Genomic DNA, 17,893 nt, shown 5'->3' with positions numbered 1-17,893 from the left:
GAACTCACCGAGGCCCAGGCCGAGCTCGCCGCGCAGAAGGTCGAGCGGGAGCGGATCGCGCGGCGCAAGGCCGAGAAGGGCGGGCCGATCGCCGCCGGGGGCAAGCTGAGCGGGACCGCCGCGGATCTGCTGGCCGCCGTACGGGCCGTGGAGAGCGGCGAGAAGCCCGCGAGCGCGTACGCCGCACCGCCCTCGCGGAGCGTTCCCGGCCCTGGGCGACGTCCTGAGCGGGGGGTGCCGGACGGATCCGCTGCGTCGGCTGCGGGGAACGCCACGACCGCCGGGGAGTTCGGGCCCGGCGAGGGAGACCGCGCCGCAGGAACCACCGGCGTCACGAGGGCCGCCGGAGGCACGGGTGCTGACGCCGGGTTCGTGCCCGCTGGGAGCGCGGGCGGCGCGGGAAGCACAGGTGGCGCGGGTGGCGCAGGTGGCGCCGGAAGCACGGGTGGCGCGGGAAGCACTGGGGGCACGAGGGGCGCAGGGGGCGCCGCGAGCCCCGGGATCGCCGGGAACTCCCTGGCTCCGTCCTCCGAGGGCGCCGGAAGCCCCTTCGCCTCGTCCTCCGGGGGCTCCGGGAGCCCCTTCGCTCCGTCCTCCGAGGGTGCCGGGGGCCTCTTCACCCCGTCCCCCGGGACCGCCGGAAGCCCCTTCGCCCCACCCCCCGGGCTCACCGAAGGCTCCCTGGCCCCGTCCCCAGGAACCGTCGGAAACCCCCTCGCCCCCTCCCCCACCCTCGTCGATGCCGTCCGGCGTGTCCTCGTCAGCGGGTCCGCGCCCGAGTCCCTGGCGGCGCAGGTTGCGGTGGCCCTCGGAGAGGGTGCGGCCGAGTTGCTGCGGGAGGACCCCTGGCAGTTGCTGCGGGTCTCCGGGGTTCGGCCCGAGCAGGCCGACGGGTTCGCGCGCGCGTTGCTCGGAGCCGAGTGCGGGCCGGCGGACGAGCGACGCGGACGCGCGGTGACGCTGTGGCTGCTGGAGCAGGCCGCGCTGGCCGGGCATACGGCGCTGGAGCTGTCGGCGCTGACCGCCGCACTGGCCCAGCGGGGCGTGCCGGACGCCGACGGCGCCGTACAGGACACCGTCGCCGAGGGAGAGGCGCTGATCTTCCAGGACGCGCTGGAGGAGCCCGGAGCCGCGCCCGCGCAGGACGACGACGAGGAGCGTCCCGTCCGTGTGCTGGTCGGCCTTGAGCGGTACGCCCTCGCGGAGGAGAGCCTCGCCGACGGGCTCGCCAGGATCGTCAACGCGCTGCCCAAGGACGACTCCCCCGCGTGGGAGACGGCCGCCTCAGCCGCACCCCGTGGCGCCGCCGACCTGATCCGTGCCGTCGCCGAGAACGGCCTCGTCCTGCACACCGGCGGCGAGGCGTCCCGCGCGGAACCGGCCGCCCTCCTCGACGCGGCCCGCGCCCTGGGCCTGCGCGCGGTCGCCGCCTGCCACACGGCGGACGGCCGCCAGAGGTTCGCGGCGCTGCTGAACGAGGGACGCGGGACCGGGGGAACCATCCCGCACCCCGCGCACCCCACGGAGGCCGCCGCAGGCAGCAGGCCCGCCCACGAACCCACCGTCGTCACCCTCCCCGGCCTCCTCGCCGGACTCGAAGGACCCGGTCGGGACTCCGAAGGAGCCTTCGCGCTGGACCTCCTGATCCTGCTCGACGCGCCTCAACTGGACGTCGAGGCCGCCGCGATGGTCGTCGAGTCGTTGGCGGACGGGGCACGGCTGGTGCTCAGCGGTGACCCCGGCGTGTTGTGGTCGGCCGGCGCGGGACGCGTGTTCGGGGATGTGCTCGCCGCGCGCGTGTGCCCGCAGGTCGCTTCGCGGACGCCGGACCCGGGGCCGATCGGGGAGCTGGTCTCCGGGATCGGCATCGGGGAGCTGAACCAGGTGGCCGCGCCCGGCAAGGAGATCGTGATCGTGCCGGTGCGGGACGCCGGGGAGGCCGTGCACCGGACCGTGCAGCTGGTCGCCGACTCCGTACCGAGGGCGTTCGGGGTGTCCCCCGAGGAGACCGTCGTGATCACGCCGGGCCACGGCGGCGCGGCCGGCACGCGCGCGCTGAACGCGGCCCTCAAGGAGCGCCTGAACCCCGGCCCGGGCCGCTTCGCCGGGTACGACCCGGGTGACCTGGTCGCCTACGCCCCCGCGCCCGGCCGCACGCTCCCGGGCCGGGTCGTGGGCGCCGACGCGGACGGCCTGCGCATCACCTGCGTGGGCGCCGGCATCCTCGTACCGAAGGACCGCGTCGAGCAGACCCTGCGGCACGGCTGGGCGCTGACCGCCCACCAGGCGGCGGGCGCGCGCTGGCCGGCGGCGGTCGTGGTGCTGCCCGGGGACGCGGCGCAGGCGCTGTCGCGGGCGTGGGTGTACACGGCGTTCAGCCGCCCCGAGCGGCACCTGTCGGTCGTCCACGGCGTGGAACAGGCCCTCCCGCACGCGGTCGCCGAGGTCCTGCCGAAGCCGCGGACGACCCGGCTGCCGGTGCTGCTGCGCGGGCAGGTGCCGGTGGCGGCGGGGTAACCAGCAGGGCAGTACGGACCGGAGTGCGCGAAGGGCGCGGGAGGAAATCCCGCGCCCTTCACCATGAGCACCCGCGCCGCGAACCCCGGCTACCGCCGGTCCGCGTCCAGCGGCTCCAGATCCTCCACATCGACCACATCGACCTCGTCCACGTCGTCGACCCCGTCGACTTCATCCACCTCGTCGACCTCGTCCTCGTCCTCCTCGAAATCCTCGTCCTCCGACTCCTCGTCGAAGACCGCGCTGACGTCGAAGCGGCAGACGACCCGCTGGGGGTCGGCCTGGTCGAAGGGGGACTCCAGCCATTCGCCGGGGTCGGCCGGGTCGTCGGCGGCGACCACCCAGAGCGTCGAGTCGCCCTCCTCCAGGCCGAACTCCTTGTGCCGGGAGGCGATCTCGTCGGCCTCGTACTCGCCGAAGAGGATGCCGAGGGCGCCGTGGACGGTGCTCGCGGTGTCCTCGCCGCCGTCGTACTCCGCCGCCTCGACCCGCTGGGCCTGGGCGAGGAGCCGCTGGGGTTCGGCGACCGCGTAGTCGCGGCGGATCAGCACGCTCAGGGCGTTCGGCTCCTCCGGACCCGCGTACGGCGGGAGGGAGTCGTCGGTGCCGGGGATCTCGAAGGGGGTGACCTCGTCGTACCGGTCGTAGAGCAGTTCGTCGTACGTCTCCGCCGCAGCGGCCAGTTCGTTGAACGCCTCGTAGACGGCCGGGTCGTCCTCCCCCGACCGGCGTTCGACCGCGGCCAGGTGACGGTCGAGCGCGGTCTTCACCGCCTCGGCGGCGGCGCGTACCTCGGCAGCGGTGGGCTGCGCAGCATCAGACATAGTGCAGACGCTATCCGTACGAGGCACCAGCCCGCACAATAGATGCGATGCCGGAATACGAATTTGTCGACGTGTACGTACCGCGCGGGGTTTCCCGCAAGGAAGCCGCGCGTCTGCTGACGGACCATGCCGAGTACGGTCACTGGGAGTTGCACCGTCTGAGCCTCATGCGGGACGGCAGCCGCAGGGTGCGGTTGCGGCGGCGGATCATCCGCCAGGTACGGGCCACGTGGTGAGCTGAAACGCAGACCAAGGGGCCGAAGGGGACGGGCGAGACGACGGAGCGGGCCCCGCCGGGTCGGGGCCCGCTCCGTCGCGCTTTGCGCGCGGGGTGATCCGTGTGTCCGGGATCACCCTCGCGGTTTCACGGCAGTTGGGGTGCTCTGCGTCGCTCTGCCGTGATTTTTACGGCCGTTGCCTCAGCTTGGCCGAAGATCGCCGTCAGCCGGACGTGTTCTTCCGGCGGTAGAGCAGCGCACCGGCGACGAGCATGCCCGCGCCGGCGGGGAGGGCGAGGCCCAGGGGGAGTTCGGCACCCGTGCTCGCCAGTTCCCCGGAGAGGGTGGGGTGTTGGACGGTGTGGGGGACGTGGTTCGGGGGCGTGTGGTGGGTGGGGGTGGTGGGATGCGTGGGGCCGGAGGGGTTCGAGGTGCCGGGGATGCCAGGGTTGCCGGGATGCCCCGGACCACCAGGACCTCCAGGCCCACCCGGATGACCAGGTCCCCCCGGGTTGCCGGGCCCGCCGGGATGCCCCGGGTGCCCCGACGTCCCGTTACCGCACTCGTTCCCGAACGCCGGGTTCATGGCCCCGACGACGTCGATGCTGTTGCCGCACAGGTTCACCGGTACGTCGATGGGGACCTGGACGTGGTTCCCGGAGCCGACCCCGGGCGACCCCCCGGCGTGCCCGCCCGCGTGCGCGCCCCCGGAAGCACCGTGCCCGCCCCCTCCGCCGTACCCACCGGAGCCGTGCCCGCCAGACCCGTACCCGGCCCCTGCCTTACCCCCGCCCCCGTTCCCGCACGAATTCCCCATCGCCGGATTGAGCAGCCCCACCACATTCACGGTGTTCCCGCACACATTCACCGGTGCGTGCACCGGCACCGACACCGTGTTTCCCGCGAGCACCCCCGGCGACTCCCCGGTGGAACCGTTCGCCGAGGAGTCCGCGTGGGCGACCCCTCCCGCCGCGGCGATCGCCCCCGTCGCCGCCGCCACGGTCATGAACCCCTTGCGGGTGACCTGTCGCATCGCTGATTACCTGCCCTTACTGATGTCCACGTGGTCCGCTGTTGCCGAAACCGGCCGGCCCCGGAGCGCATGGCGCGCGCTCCGGGGCCGGTACGGCGTGGACGCCCCCTCAGCGGGGTGGCGTCACTTGTTGATGCAGGTGTTGCCGAAGGCGGGGTTCAGCAGGCCGATCACGGAGATCGTGTTGCCGCACACGTTCACCGGGACGTGCACGGGGACCTGGATGACGTTGCCGGACAGGACGCCGGGGGAGCCCACGGCAGCACCCTGCGCACCGGCGTCGGCGACGGCCAGGCCCGCGCCCGCGAGAACGAGACCACCGGTGGCGGCAGCGGCGGCGACGACCTTCTTGATCATGTGTATTTCCTCCTGAGTAGGTAGACGGCCCAAGGAGCGGGCCGCACGACCTGTAACGAGGAGGAGCCATTGGGGCTACGAGCGTATGGTCGGATTCACCCGTCCGAGGGGAGACCGAACAGGCGCGCGGCCCCTTCAGGACGCGTCGATGAACCGGTCCAGGACGCGCACCCCGAACTGGAGCCCGTCGACCGGCACGCGCTCGTCGACCCCGTGGAACATGCCCGCGAAGTCCAGCTCCGGCGGCAGCTTCAGCGGCGCGAAGCCGAAGCCGCGGATGCCGAGGTCGTCGAAGGACTTGGCGTCGGTGCCGCCGGAGAGCATGTAGGGGACGGCCTTGGCGGTGGGGTCCTCGGCGAGCAGCGCGGCGGACATGGCGTCGACGAGGGTGCCGTCGAAGGAGGTCTCCAGCGCCTTGTCGGAGTGGACGTCCTCGCGGCGTACGCGGGGGCCGAGGAGGCGGTCGAGGTCGGTGAGGAACTCGTCCTCGTGGCCGGGCAGGAAGCGGCCGTCGATGTGGGCGGTGGCCTCGCCGGGGATGACGTTGACCTTGTAGCCGGCGCCGAGCTGGGTGGGGTTCGCGGTGTTGCTGAGGGTCGCGCCGATCAGCTTGGCGATGCCGCCGAGGCGGGCGAGGGTGGCCTCCATGTCCTCGGGGTCGAGGGGGGTGCCAAGCGCGTCGCCAAGTTCGTCGAGGAAGGCGCGGGTGGTCTTGGTGACGCGGACGGGCCACTTGTGGCGTCCGACGCGGGCGACGGCCTCGGACAGTTCGGTGATCGCGTTGTCGCGGTGGATCATCGAGCCGTGTCCGGCCGTACCGGCGACGGTCAGCTTCATCCAGTGCATGCCCTTCTCGGCCGTCTGGATGAGGTAGAGCCGCCGCTCCTCGCTGACGGTGAAGGAGAACCCGCCGACCTCGCTGATCCCCTCGGTGACGCCCTCGAAGAGGTCGGGGTGGTTGTCGACGAGGTGGCGCGCGCCGTACGTGCCGCCGGCCTCCTCGTCCGCGAGGAACGCCAGGACGATGTCCCGGGGCGGCTTGCGCCCGCTGCGCAGGCGGTCGCGGACGACCGCGAGGGTCATCGCGTCCATGTCCTTCATGTCGACGGCGCCGCGCCCCCACACGCAGCCGTCCGCGACCTCGCCGGAGAACGGGTGGTGCGTCCAGTCGTCCGCGTTCGCGGGGACGACGTCGAGGTGGCCGTGGATGAGGAGCGCGGGCCGCGAGGGGTCCTCGCCCTCGATGCGGGCCACGGTGGAGGCGCGGCCGGGGTGCGACTCGAAGATCTTCGGCTCGAGACCGACCTCGGCGAGCTTCTCCGCGACCCACTCGGCCGCCTGCCGCTCCCCCGGGCCCGAGTGGTCGCCGTAATTGCTGGTGTCGAACCGGATCAGCTCGGAACAGAGGTCCACGACCTCGTCCTCGCCCCTGACGTACCCGCCCGTGCCCGTGTCGCTCACGCCTGTGCCTCCCGCTGCCGGTGCTGTCTCTCCTCTCATCCTCCCTCCCCCGCCCCCGACACCCAAGACCGCTCCCACCTCGTCACACACCGTTCACGCCGGACCACCCGTGATCGAGCACCCCGGAAACCCTGGTAATGTTTACGGAGTCGCCGCCGGGGAAACCCGCGCGAGACACACCCCGTCCGGGTGGCGGAATGGCAGACGCGCTAGCTTGAGGTGCTAGTGCCCTTTATCGGGCGTGGGGGTTCAAGTCCCCCCTCGGACACAGTGAGCGAAGGCTCCGACCAGTCGGTCGGGGCCTTCGTTCGTTATGTGGTGGATCTCTCCTCCGTACCAAGATCGCGCAGGTCAGAGCCTTGCCCAGAGTCTCGATCGGTGGCTCGAACGGGTCTCTGCGGTGGCTGTCGAACCGGTTGATCCATAGCGTGGTACTAAAATTTCCGGCTTGTTACGGGCTGGAGCCGGACAACCCCAGGCATACCTGCGGGCCCGCCAGCGCCCCGGAGGTTTCCGGGCACGAGACGCGAGGGACCTGATGGCGGCCATACACGAGGTCAGCACGGCCTTGTTCGAAGAGGAGGAGACGGCGTTCGCGCGGTTCTCGGGGGGCTCTGCCGCCCCGGCGCGCACGCTCGTCGACGTCTTCGACAGCGCTGTGCGCTTCTACGGCGACGAGCCCGCGCTCGACGACGGAAACGCCCAGCTCACCTACCGCGAACTCGCCGGTGAGGTGGCCCGGTTGCGGGGCCGGCTCGCGCAGGCGGGCGTCGGCCTCGGCGACCGGGTCGGGGTGCGGGTGCCGTCGGGGACGAACGATCTGTACGTCGCGATCCTGGCCGTCCTCGCGGTCGGCGCCGCGTACGTGCCGGTGGACGCCGAGGACCCGGACGAGCGCGCCGACCTGGTGTTCGGCGAGGCGGACGTCCGTGCCGTGATCACCGGCGGGAACGCGATCACCGTCCACCCGGGCGAGGGCGGACCGGCGGGGCGGCCGGGCGTCGAGCACGACGCGTGGATCATCTTCACGTCCGGGTCGACCGGCAAGCCCAAGGGCGTCGCGGTCACGCACCGCAGCGCGGCGGCCTTCGTGGACGCCGAGGCGCGGCTGTTCCTCGCCGAGGAGCCGATCGGACCCGGTGACCGGGTCATGGCGGGCCTCTCCGTGGCCTTCGACGCGTCCTGCGAGGAGATGTGGCTCGCCTGGCGCTACGGCGCCTGCCTGGTCCCCGTACCGCGCTCCCAGGTACGCAGCGGCGCCGACCTCGGGCCCTGGCTGGTGGAGCAGGAGATCACCGTCGTGTCGACGGTGCCGACGCTCGCCGCGCTGTGGGAGCCCGAGACCCTCAACGACGTACGCCTGCTGATCTTCGGCGGCGAGGCGTGCCCGCCCGAGCTGGCTCAGCGGCTGGTGACCGAGGGGCGGGAGGTGTGGAACACGTACGGTCCGACCGAGGCGACGGTCGTGGCGTGTGCCGCGCTGATGACCGGCGAGGAGCCGATCCGAATCGGACTCCCGCTGGACGGCTGGGAGTTGGCGGTCGTGGACGACGCCGGTGAGCCCGTACTCATGGGCGGCACCGGGCAGTTGGTGATCGGCGGCGTCGGGCTCGCGCGGTATCTCGACGCGGAGAAGGACGCCGAGAAGTACGCGCCGCTCGAATCCCTGGGCTGGGAGCGGGCGTACCGCAGCGGTGACCTCGTCCAGGCCGATCCCGAGGGGCTGTTGTTCCTCGGGCGGGCCGACGAGCAGATCAAGCTGGGCGGGCGGCGGATCGAACTCGGCGAGGTGGACGCCGCGTTGCAGGCGCTGCCGGGTGTGGCGGGTGCGGCGGCGGCCGTACGGACCGCGCGCAGCGGGAATCAGCTGCTCGTCGGGTACGTGGTGACGCAGGAGGGCTGGGACCAGGCGGCTGCCGTGGAGCGGCTGCGGGCCGAACTCCCGGCCGCGCTGGTGCCGTTGCTGGCGGCGGTCGACGAACTCCCCACGCGTACCTCGGGGAAGGTGGACCGCAACGCTCTGCCGTGGCCGCTGCCGAATCTGCAAACCTCTTCTGCGAAGGAGGAGTTGTACGGGACGGAGGCGTGGCTCGCCGAGCAGTGGACCGAGGTCCTGGGTACTGAGGTGTCCAGCGCTTCCGACGACTTCTTCGCCATAGGCGGTGGCAGCCTGTCCGCCGCGCAGCTCACGACGCGGCTGCGGCAGCGGTATCCGAGCGCGGCCGTCCTGGACATCTATCAGCAGCCGGTGCTGCGCAAACTCGCCCGGCATCTTGAGGAGTCGGCGCAGGACGACGGGTCGACGCGGGTCATCGCGCCGGTCCCGGTGCGCGCGCAGGTGATCCAACTCCTGGCGCTGCTGCCGCTGTTCACGCTGACGGGGCTGCGGTGGGCGGTGGCGCTGGCCGCCGCCGGGAACCTGCTGCCGGGGTACACCTGGCTGCCGACCGCGTCGTGGTGGGTGATCGGGCTCGTCGCGCTGGTGCTGTTCACTCCGGCCGGGCGGCTGGGGATCGCGGCGGGTGGCGCGCGGCTGCTGCTGCGCGGGGTGAAGCCGGGCCGGTATCCGCGCGGTGGCAGTGTGCATCTGCGGCTGTGGACGGCCGAGCGGCTGGCCGAGTTCAGCGGGGCGACCTCGCTGACCGGGGCCTGGCTGGAGCGGTACGCGCGGGCGCTGGGCGCGAAGATCGGGCCCGAGGTGGACCTGCACTCGCTGCCGCCGGTGACGGGCATGCTGAAGCTGGGGCGCGGGGCGGCCGTCGAGTCCGAGGTCGACCTGTCCGGCTGGTGGCTGGACGGGGACCGGCTGGAGATCGGCGCGGTCAAGGTCGGCGCGCACGCCGTCGTGGGTACGCGCAGTGCCCTGTTCCCGGGGGCGCGGGTCGGCAAGCGGGCCGAGGTGGCGCCGGGTTCGGCCGTCGTCGGCCAGATCCCGACCGGACAGCGCTGGGCGGGGGCTCCGGCAGTCAAGCTGGGCAAGGCGAAGCGGAGTTGGCCCAAGGAGCGGCCGGCGCGGGGCACGTACTGGCGGTTCATGTACGGCCTGACGGGCGGCGCGCTCAGCCTGCTGCCGGTGGCCGCGGCGGCCGTCGCGCTGCTGATGGCGTCGGTGTTCGTCCGTCCCGGCGGAGCGGTGTGGCCGGGCGTCCTGTACGCGCTCGTCCCGGCGACCCTCGCGTACGGCCTCGTCTACGCGTCCCTGATCCTCGTCGGCGTACGGCTGCTCAGCCTGCGGCTGGGTACGGGGACGTATCCGACGCACAGCCGGGTCGGGTGGCAGGCGTGGACCGTGACGCAGCTGATGGACCAGGCGCGCGAGACGCTGTTCCCGCTGTACGCCGGGCTCGTCACGCCCGTGTGGCTGCGGGCGCTCGGTATGCGGATCGGGCGGGGCGCCGAGGTGTCGACCGTGCTGGCGCTGCCGAGTCTGACGACGGTCGGTGAGGGCGCGTTCCTCGCCGACGACACGCTGACCGCGCCGTACGAACTCGGCGGTGGCTGGGTGCGGATCGGGAAGGCCGAGATCGGGCGGCGGGCGTTCCTCGGGAACTCCGGGATGACCGCGCCGGGCCGGTCGGTGCCCGAGGGCGGGCTCGTCGGGGTGCTGTCGGCGACGCCGAAGAAGGCGAAGAAGGGCAGTTCGTACCTGGGGCTGCCGCCGATGAAGCTGCCGCGCAGCGCCTCGGGCGGCGACCAGAGCCGTACGTACGACCCGCCGGCGCACCTGCTGTGGGCGCGCGGGCTCGTCGAACTGTGCCGGATCGTGCCGGTGTTCTGCTCGGCGGGGATCGCGGCGGGGGTGGTGGCCGCGCTGTCGGTGCTGGGGGCGTGGGGGTTCCTGCTGGGCGGGGTCGTGGTGCTGGGGGCCGGTCTCGCGGGCGCGTTGCTGGCCATCGCCGCCAAGTGGGCGCTGGTCGGGCGGCATCGGGCCGGGGAGCACCCGCTGTGGAGCTCCTTCGTGTGGCGCAACGAGCTGGCGGACACGTTCGTCGAGGTCGTCGCCGTACCGTGGCTGGCGAACGCGGTGCCCGGGACCGTCGTCATGACCGCCTTCCAGCGGGGGCTCGGTGCGCGGATCGGGAAGGGTGTCTGGCTGGAGTCGCACTGGCTTCCCGAGGCCGACTTGGTGACGCTTTCGGACGGTTCCACCGTGAATCGTGGCTGCGTGCTCCAGACTCACCTCTTCCACGACCGGATCTTGCGGACGGATACTGTGGTACTCCGTGAGGGCGCCACACTGGGCCCTGGCGGAATCGTGCTGCCCGGCAGCACGATCGGGGCCCGTACGACACTGGGTCCCGCGTCGCTCGTCATGGCCGCGGAGTCCGTCCCCGACGGCACCCGCTGGCTGGGCAATCCCATCGAGTCGTGGCGCCCGTGAGCGCGGGCCACTCGGTGTCCATGAGCGGCAGTTCGAGTGGCACGGCGCAGGGAGCGGACGCGGTAGTGGCAGTTCAGCAGACAGCGGGGCCGGACCCGTACTTCCCGGACAACGGCGACCCTCGCTACCGCGTGCATCGCTACGAGATCACGCTGGACTACCGTCCTGGGCCGAACCGGTTGTCCGGGACGGCCCGGATCAACGCGATCGCCGGGCGGGGGGCGCTCGGTGAGTTCTTCCTGAACCTCGCGGACTTCCGTATAGGCCGCGTCCGTGTCGACGGGCGGCAGGCTCAATACACCCACCGGGGCGGGCGGTTGCGGGTCCGGCCCGCCAAGTCCGTGCGCGGGGGTGCCGCGTTCACCGTCGAGGTGCACTGGTCCGGGAATCCCAAGCCGGTCAACAGCCCCTGGGGCGGGATCGGTTGGGAGGAGCTGGGGGATGGGGCCCTGGTCGCTAGTCAGCCGGTGGGGGCGCCGTCCTGGTTCCCCTGCAACGACCGGCCCGCCGACAAGGCGTCCTATCTGCTGTCCGTGACCGTTCCCTCCGCGTATTCCGTGGTGACCGGGGGGCGGTTGCTCACGCGTACCACCCGTGCGTCCACGACTACTTGGGTGTACGAGCAGTCCGCCCCCACCTCCAGTTATCTCGTCGGGCTTGCCATCGGGAAGTACCAGACGGTTCTGCTCGGGGATCTCGGGCCCGGGGGTGTGCCTCAACACGGGCATATTCCCGCCGAGTTGCTTCCCCTCTTCTCCCGTGACTTCGCTCGGCAGCCCGCCATGATGGAGCTGTTCCAGGAGGTGTTCGGGCCCTATCCGTTCGACGAGTACGCCGTTGTCGTCACCGAGGAAGAGCTTGATGTGCCCGTCGAGGCGCAGGGGTTGTCGCTCTTCGGGATCAACCATGTCGACGGGGCTCGGGGGTCGGAGCGGCTCGTTGCCCACGAGCTGGCTCATCAGTGGTTCGGGAACAGTGTGTCCGTCGCCGACTGGCGGCACATCTGGCTCAACGAAGGGCTGGCCAAGTACGCCGAGTGGTTGTGGTCCGAGCGGTCCGGGGGGCGGAGTGCTCATCAACTTGCCTCGGCTGCTTATCGGTTGCTCGCCGGGTTGCCTCAGGATCTGCGGCTTGCCGATCCTGGGCGGAAGTTGATGTTCGACGATCGGTTGTATGAACGGGGTGGGGTGGTTGTTCATGCTGTGCGGTGTTTGTTGGGGGATGCCGCGTTCTTTCCTATGTTGCGTGGGTGGGCCGGGTTGCATCGGGGGGGTGCTGTGACTACGTCCACGTTTGTGGCTCATGTGGGGCGGTTTGCTGCTGAGCCGGTGGATGAGTTTTTTGATGCGTGGGTTTATGAGGGGGCGTTGCCTGCGTTTCCCTCTATGCCGCCGGTTCCGCCGTTGCCGTCGTTGCCGTAGGGAGGTTCGGCGGGGTTCGGGGGTGGGGGGCGCTGAGCTGGGGGCTTGGCGTTCGGTTCGGGGGTGTTCGGGGGGTGGGGGGTGAGTTTCCGTTGGGCGGGAGGGTGGGGGGACCTACTCGATTCGGTCGGTCCGGGAGGACGGGATGCGGAAACTCATCAGCTTTCGTAGTGCGGTGATTTTGGGGGTTTCGGTGGTTGTGGGGGTGCAGGTCAGTGGGGATCTGGGGGGATGGGTGGCGGGGGTTGTGGGGGTGTGGGTGGCGGAGAGGCTGGATCGGATGGTTGGGGAGTGAGGAGGGGGTGGAGGTAGTCGGATTCGTGGGGGGTCAGGAGGTCCGGGGAGTCCTCACCGAGGATGTGAGCGGCGTGGCGGGTGCACCAGCCACGGAGGTCGAGTTGGATAGCCGTTCTGAGGAGCCAAGTACGAGGGCGGGGAGCGCGGAAGAGTCTGTAGAGCTCCGAAAGAGCCAGTTCGGTGCTCCGGGCGGTCAGGTAGCGGAGTTGTCCCGGCGAGTAGTCCAGAAGTCGTGAGATCGACCTCGCCAGGGCCTCACGGGCGCCGGTGCGGACGAGTTGGCGGCAGGCGCAGGCCAGGAGGGCGATGCGGGTTTCGTCCTCCACCTCCATCACTTCCGTCAGCTTCTCCAGCGCCTCGTTCACGAAGGCGCCGGGGAGCCGGCCGCTCTCTCCGGCGAGCCGGTGGCTGATCGCGCTGTGCATTCGCTCCGCGCCTGGCCGCGTGGCGGACTCCGCGAGGACTTTCAGGCACCGTTCGTATCGGGCCGGCAGGTCCCCGTACGACGCCGGCGGTGCGAGCAGGAGAGCGACCAGGTCCCGGCCTGCGAAGGTGTCCCGTCCTTTGGAGTCCGTCTCTCCGCCGACGGATGTGACGTCTCCCAACGCCTCCCACACCGGGAGGGCCGGATTCGCCAACTCCTCGATGTCCGGGTCGTGAAGGATGAGGGTGCGACGGCCTGCGGTGAGTCCTGGGCCGTCGTGCTCGCTCAGCCTCAGCACGATGTCCCCTCCTGTCGGCACTGTCCCCACCAGCCGCGTGAACGCGTCCCACGCGCCCGGCTCGAACTGGGACTTCCAGAGTGTCGCGTGGATACGCCAGTTCGCGGCCGGATCTGGAGTAGTGCCTGCGATCTCGGAGAAGCGCAGGACATGTCCACGAGCGAACGCCAGCAGCAGGAGGTTCGCGCTGTAGCAGGCGTGGCGGTAGGTGACCGGGGTCGGGCCTGTGCTGTAGCCCGTGTCGTGTTCGACGGGGTACAGGGCTCGGGGGAACAGGGTGCGGATCGGGTCCGTGTTCGTGTTCGTCGCGGGGAGAAGGTCCCCTAGGTCGTCGATGATCTGCGTGCGGTCGGTCAGGGGTGCGCAGGACAGGAGCGCGAACAGGAGGGCGTCGTATCCGCCTCCGTCCGGGCAACTGGCCAGTGTGTGGGCGATCTTGCGGGCGGCCAGGTACTCGCCGAACGTGGCGTGCAGGAACTCGTACCAGAGGTGGTCCTCGCCGTTCTCGTACGTTGCTCTGGCCTCGTGGATGAAGAAGAAGCGGCCGAAGAGCAGCCAAGGCGCCGAGTCCGTGGCGGAGTTGGCGGGGTCGCGGAGGTGGGCGAGGTCGTGTTCGGCGTCCGTTGCGCTCACGCCTTGGCTGCCCCTGTTGAACATCGCCATGGCGATCACGGAGAGGAGGTCGAGTTCGTTCTCGACCTTTTCCTCCAGGAGAGTTGGGCGCAGACCGGGTTCCAGTTTGGTGATCTGGCGGCGTACGAAGAGTTTGAGGAGGCGTTCGTAGAGGGTGACTCGGCTCATCGGCGCTGTGGCTTCGGCGTCGGGCTCGATGGAGTGGTAGAGCGCGAGCATGAGCAACAAGAGGGGTTGCGGGGCGAGTTCGGGGTGTCGTGCGGCCAGGTCGGTGCGGCAGGGGTGCGTTCTGTTGACCGTGTTCCAGATGTACGTCCACCGGGTGATCCGTTCCTCGTCGAACGGCTCCAGTCGGATGATGGTGCTGCCCGGCGGGATCGCGGCCTGGTCGGCGACGACTGTGCGGCTGGTGACGATCGCGGCTACCGGGAGGCCGGTGGTCGCTGAGCTGCGCTGGAAGTCCGCGATGTCCTGGAGGTAGCGGTAGTGGTCGGTGCCGCCTGCCTGGAGGAGTTCGTCGAAGCCGTCGAAGATCAGGACCGGGAGGACGCCGGGGGATGCTTCGGTCAACTCCGCCCAGGTGATGGTGCGTTGGGTGAGTCGGTGCAGGGCGTGGTTGACCTGTTCGAGAACGCCCGCGTCGGCCGGGACCGTGCGGAGTTCGATACGGATCGGGAGGTAGTCGGTGGGTGGGAGGCGGGCGGCGAGGAGCTTGGTGAGGAGGGATTTTCCGGTGCCGGGGTCACCGAGGACGATCAGTGGTTGGTCGAGGGTGGGATACGCGGTGAGGTGGCCGGCGAGGAGGGTCTGGATGTCCTGGTGCAGAGGGCGCGTGTGCCACCAGGCGTCTATGTGTGGCCTGTTGTCGGGAGTGTGGATGGCTGCGCGGTAGGAAGGGTTGACGTACCCCTGGGCGAGCTTGGGGATACGGGGGCCGGGATGGCTCTCCCCCGCCTCGCCGACCGAGGAGAGGGGGCGGGCCAGTTCGTGGCGGTGCATCTCGGCGAGGCGTGCGGGCCATTCGGCAGGCGGTGCGTCGCGGGCGAGGGTTCGCAGGAGGGTTTCCAGGCCGCCGAGTCCCGTTCTCCGGGCGCCCAGTTCACCGTAGAGCCGTTCAAGTTCCGTACGGGACCGGCCAGGTGGGCAAGCGGCCAGGTCGGCGCCGGTGCCGTACCGCAAGGTGATCCAGACGCACAACTGCTGGCAGACTGCGGCGAGTTCGGCGACGCGCGACTCGTACAGGGCGACTGTCGCAGCGGTGTCATCGGGCGAGAGGAAGAGGCTCAGCGCCTCGGCGACTCCGTCGTAGTACTGGACGACGCGGGCGTGATGGTCCGGACCGAACATGTCGGCACCGAGCGGCGGAACCGAGGTGAGGCCCTGCCCCAAGCTGACCTCGACGAGCTCGCCTGCTCCGACTCCAACATCCCAACACGCAGGAAGAAAGGGACCTTTAATGCACGCTTCCACGACCAGCAGAGCGTGGGCCGCGCAGAACAGCTGCACCCTGTGCGGATGGCAGGCTCGGCGCGCCTTCTCCGCCAGGTCCGCGAGCAGCCGCCGTGCGACCCGGTCAAACTGGTTGCGGAAAGCCATCGATTCAGGTGGCGTCTCCAGGCCCTCCTCGTCGATGGCCACCATCTCGGCGAGCAGGCGCTCGTCCCGTCCTGCCAGGATGCGGGTATCTTCGCTCAGGCTGTGCAGATAGCCATCGCCGTAGGGGGGAGGCGGCGACACGTACGCGCTCCTCCCACAACCGACGCAACCAGCAGGCTCCCGCCCTGTGTTGTGGTCCCGGGCGCTCTCCGCGGCTTCCGACTCCTCAAGCCGGCGCCGCCAGTAGCCGACGTCGCCGCCGATCGCCTCCACCACTTTCCGGACCACATCCCAGTCCGGCGTACTCGTCCGTTTCCCGTTCAGGAGTTCGGAGAGGGCCGATGGGCTCAGGTGGAGGCGGCGGGCCAAGTCCCGTTGGGGGACGCCCTGTTTGCGGACCTCCGCCTTGAGTGCACGCCAGAACGGCTCGCTGTCCGCCACCCCGACCCCCTTGCCGTACGCGTCACCTGCGGTGAGCTTAGGAGCGCGCGGCGTGGTGGCTGGTGGGTTCCGGCAGAATGGGGGGCATGGCACGTCCCACCCCTTGCCCTTGCGGTCTTCCCCAGTCGTACGACGCCTGCTGCGGGCGTTACCACGCGGGCCCCGTCGCCGCGCCCACCGCCGAGGCGTTGATGCGGTCGCGGTACAGCGCGTTCGTGAAGGGGAACTCGGCATATCTGGTGCGGACTTGGCATCCCCGGACGCGGCCCGGGAGCCTGGAGCTGGATCCGGGGATGCGGTGGACCGGGCTGGAGATTCTTGCGACGCAGGACGGAACCGCGTTCCACAGCAAGGGAGTTGTGGAGTTCAGGGCCTCGTACCGGGGTGGGGCGTTGCACGAGGTGAGCCGGTTCGAGCGGGTCGACGGGGCCTGGGTCTACGTGGACGGGGAGTTTCCCGGGGAGTAGGTCAGGGGGCCAGTATGTCCAGTTCCTGGAGGGCTCCCTCGGTGATTTCGCGGGTCAGGCGTTCGGCGCGGATCGCGTCGCCCTCGCGGACCGCTTCGGCCACCTGGACGTGGAGGGTGACGGCGGCGGGGTCGGGGTCGGCGAACATCACCCGGTGTTCCGTGCGGCCGGTGAGGACCTCGGCGACGACGTCCCCCAGGCGGGCGAACATCTCGTTGCCCGAGGCCGTGAGGATGACGCGGTGGAAGGCCACGTCGTGGATGAGGTAGCCCTCCAGCTTGTGGCCACGGGAGTTGGCGACCATGCCGAGGACGCATTCGGTCAGCTCGGCGCACTGTTCGGGCGTCGCGTTCTTCGCCGCCATGCCTGCCGCGACCGGTTCGATCGCCGAGCGCAGAACCGTGAGTGAACGCAGCTGCCGGGGGCGGTCCGCGCCGGCGAGGCGCCAGCGGATGACCTGCGGGTCGTAGACGTTCCACTCGGCGGTGGGGCGGACGATCACGCCCACGCGGCGGCGGGACTCGACGAGGTGCATCGACTCCAGGACACGTACCGCTTCGCGCATGACGGAGCGGGAGACGTCGAAGCGCTGGGACAGCTCGTCGGTGCGCAGGACGCTGCCAGGGGGGTACTCGCCTGCGGTGATCGCGGGGCCGAGAGTGTCGAGTACATGGCCGTGCAGACCTCGGCCCGGAATGGTCATGCACTCAGCGTACGGCGTCCGTCACGGGCTCAAAAAGTCAGATTTATTTGGAGCGAGGGCTTGAATTCGTCGTACCTAATGGGTTTCAGTGGCGTTGACATCACGTGTCGGCAGCACGTCGAAGAAGACAGCGAGGTAGTGATGAGCACCCCCCAGGTCGTCGTGGTCATGGGCGTCGCGGGCACCGGCAAGACCACGATCGGTCCCCTGCTCGCGGCCCGGCTCGGCGTTCCGTACGCCGAGGGTGACGACTTCCATCCGCCGGCGAACATCGCGAAGATGTCGGCCGGTACCCCGCTGGACGACGACGACCGGTGGCCGTGGCTGGACTCGATCGGCGCGTGGGCGCACGAGCGGGCCGGGCTCGGCGGCGTCGTCAGCTGTTCGGCGCTGAAGCGGTCGTACCGGGACCGGTTGCGTGCAGCGGCCCCCGGCCTGCTCTTCGTGCACCTCAGCGGCTCGCGCGAGCTGATCGGGGAGCGCATGGGGCACCGGGAGGGTCACTTCATGCCGACCGCGCTGCTCGACTCGCAGTTCGCCGCGCTGGAGCCGCTGGGGGCGGACGAGGCGGGCGTCGTGGTCGAGGTCTCGGGGCGGCCGGAGGAGATTGCCGCGCGGGCGATCACCGCGCTCGGCACGGGGGCCGGGGCGCGGGGCTGATCGTTCTGCGGGGGCTGGCTCTTCGGAGGTAGCTCTCGGGGGCTACCGCTGCGCAGGTAGCTCTCCGGGACTACCGCTGCGGGGCTACCTCTATGGGGGTAACCCGCGAGGGGTAACTCGGCCGAGCTACCCCTCTGGTACTAGCCCCGGGGAGCTACCCCC

At 70.9% G+C, this 17,893-nt stretch carries 12 protein-coding genes and 1 tRNA gene; 7 read left to right on the top strand and 6 right to left on the bottom strand.

Annotated elements, in window-relative coordinates; all coding sequences use genetic code 11:
* The first annotated feature begins 234 nt into the window (after nt 1–234).
* Nucleotides 235–2,517 (top strand): helix-hairpin-helix domain-containing protein, encoded by a 2,283-nt coding sequence (locus J8M50_RS15740; RefSeq protein ID WP_050987107.1) that lies wholly within the window; start codon nt 235–237, stop codon nt 2,515–2,517.
* 89 nt (nt 2,518–2,606) lie between these two features.
* Here J8M50_RS15740 and J8M50_RS15735 read toward each other — a convergent pair whose 3' ends face one another.
* Nucleotides 2,607–3,341 carry a hypothetical protein gene (locus J8M50_RS15735; RefSeq protein ID WP_010350364.1) on the bottom strand — a complete coding sequence of 245 codons (735 nt, stop codon included), beginning with the start codon at nt 3,339–3,341 and terminating at the stop codon, nt 2,607–2,609.
* 47 nt (nt 3,342–3,388) lie between these two features.
* Between J8M50_RS15735 and J8M50_RS15730 the strand changes: the two genes are divergently transcribed.
* Entirely contained in the window at nt 3,389–3,577 is a 189-nt protein-coding gene (locus J8M50_RS15730) for a DUF5703 family protein (protein WP_010350366.1), read from the top strand.
* A 205-nt stretch (nt 3,578–3,782) separates the two neighbouring features.
* Here the strand turns inward: J8M50_RS15730 and J8M50_RS49690 are convergent, their stop codons facing one another.
* The 3 genes from J8M50_RS49690 to J8M50_RS15715 all read right to left on the bottom strand — a co-directional run bounded on the left by J8M50_RS49690 (nt 3,783) and on the right by J8M50_RS15715 (nt 6,410).
* Nucleotides 3,783–4,592, bottom strand: coding sequence for a chaplin (locus J8M50_RS49690; RefSeq protein WP_010350367.1), 810 nt, complete (start codon nt 4,590–4,592; stop codon nt 3,783–3,785).
* Nucleotides 4,593–4,715: 123 nt separating this feature from the next.
* A complete protein-coding gene (chpH, locus tag J8M50_RS15720) occupies nt 4,716–4,949 on the bottom strand; it encodes a chaplin ChpH (RefSeq protein WP_010350369.1) in 234 nt (77 codons plus the stop codon).
* Between the two features lie 135 nt (nt 4,950–5,084).
* Nucleotides 5,085–6,410, bottom strand: a complete 1,326-nt coding sequence (locus J8M50_RS15715) for a M20/M25/M40 family metallo-hydrolase (RefSeq protein ID WP_010350370.1) — start codon at nt 6,408–6,410, stop codon at nt 5,085–5,087.
* Between the two features lie 183 nt (nt 6,411–6,593).
* On the opposite strand from J8M50_RS15715, the gene J8M50_RS15710 reads away from it, so the two are divergent.
* The 3 genes from J8M50_RS15710 (at nt 6,594) to J8M50_RS15700 (ending at nt 12,212) form a co-directional block, all read left to right on the top strand.
* A tRNA-Leu gene (locus J8M50_RS15710) sits at nt 6,594–6,678 on the top strand.
* Nucleotides 6,679–6,948: 270 nt separating this feature from the next.
* Nucleotides 6,949–10,791 (top strand): Pls/PosA family non-ribosomal peptide synthetase, encoded by a 3,843-nt coding sequence (locus tag J8M50_RS15705; RefSeq protein ID WP_010350371.1) that lies wholly within the window; start codon nt 6,949–6,951, stop codon nt 10,789–10,791.
* Between the two features lie 65 nt (nt 10,792–10,856).
* The gene (locus J8M50_RS15700; RefSeq protein ID WP_040835236.1) at nt 10,857–12,212 is read left to right on the top strand and encodes a M1 family metallopeptidase; all 1,356 of its coding nucleotides are present in this window, start codon (nt 10,857–10,859) and stop codon (nt 12,210–12,212) included.
* A 212-nt stretch (nt 12,213–12,424) separates the two neighbouring features.
* Here the strand turns inward: J8M50_RS15700 and J8M50_RS49115 are convergent, their stop codons facing one another.
* A complete protein-coding gene (locus tag J8M50_RS49115; RefSeq protein WP_010350374.1) occupies nt 12,425–15,901 on the bottom strand; it encodes a helix-turn-helix domain-containing protein in 3,477 nt (1,158 codons plus the stop codon).
* An 86-nt stretch (nt 15,902–15,987) separates the two neighbouring features.
* Between J8M50_RS49115 and J8M50_RS15690 the strand changes: the two genes are divergently transcribed.
* Nucleotides 15,988–16,368 carry a YchJ family protein gene (locus J8M50_RS15690; RefSeq protein WP_086013940.1) on the top strand — a complete coding sequence of 127 codons (381 nt, stop codon included), beginning with the start codon at nt 15,988–15,990 and terminating at the stop codon, nt 16,366–16,368.
* Nucleotide 16,369: 1 nt separating this feature from the next.
* On the opposite strand, the gene J8M50_RS15685 is transcribed toward J8M50_RS15690, so the two are convergent.
* Nucleotides 16,370–17,071 (bottom strand): FadR/GntR family transcriptional regulator, encoded by a 702-nt coding sequence (locus tag J8M50_RS15685; protein ID WP_010350376.1) that lies wholly within the window; start codon nt 17,069–17,071, stop codon nt 16,370–16,372.
* A 141-nt stretch (nt 17,072–17,212) separates the two neighbouring features.
* Between J8M50_RS15685 and J8M50_RS15680 the strand changes: the two genes are divergently transcribed.
* Nucleotides 17,213–17,731, top strand: a complete 519-nt coding sequence (locus J8M50_RS15680) for a gluconokinase (protein WP_010350377.1) — start codon at nt 17,213–17,215, stop codon at nt 17,729–17,731.
* The last annotated feature ends 162 nt before the right edge of the window (nt 17,732–17,893 follow it).

It is taken from the genome of Streptomyces acidiscabies, assembly GCF_020010905.1.
Taxonomy (GTDB): Bacteria; Actinomycetota; Actinomycetes; order Streptomycetales; family Streptomycetaceae; genus Streptomyces; species Streptomyces acidiscabies.
The sequence above is the reverse complement of the archived record's forward strand: the minus strand, read 5'-3'. Positions and strand labels throughout refer to the sequence as shown.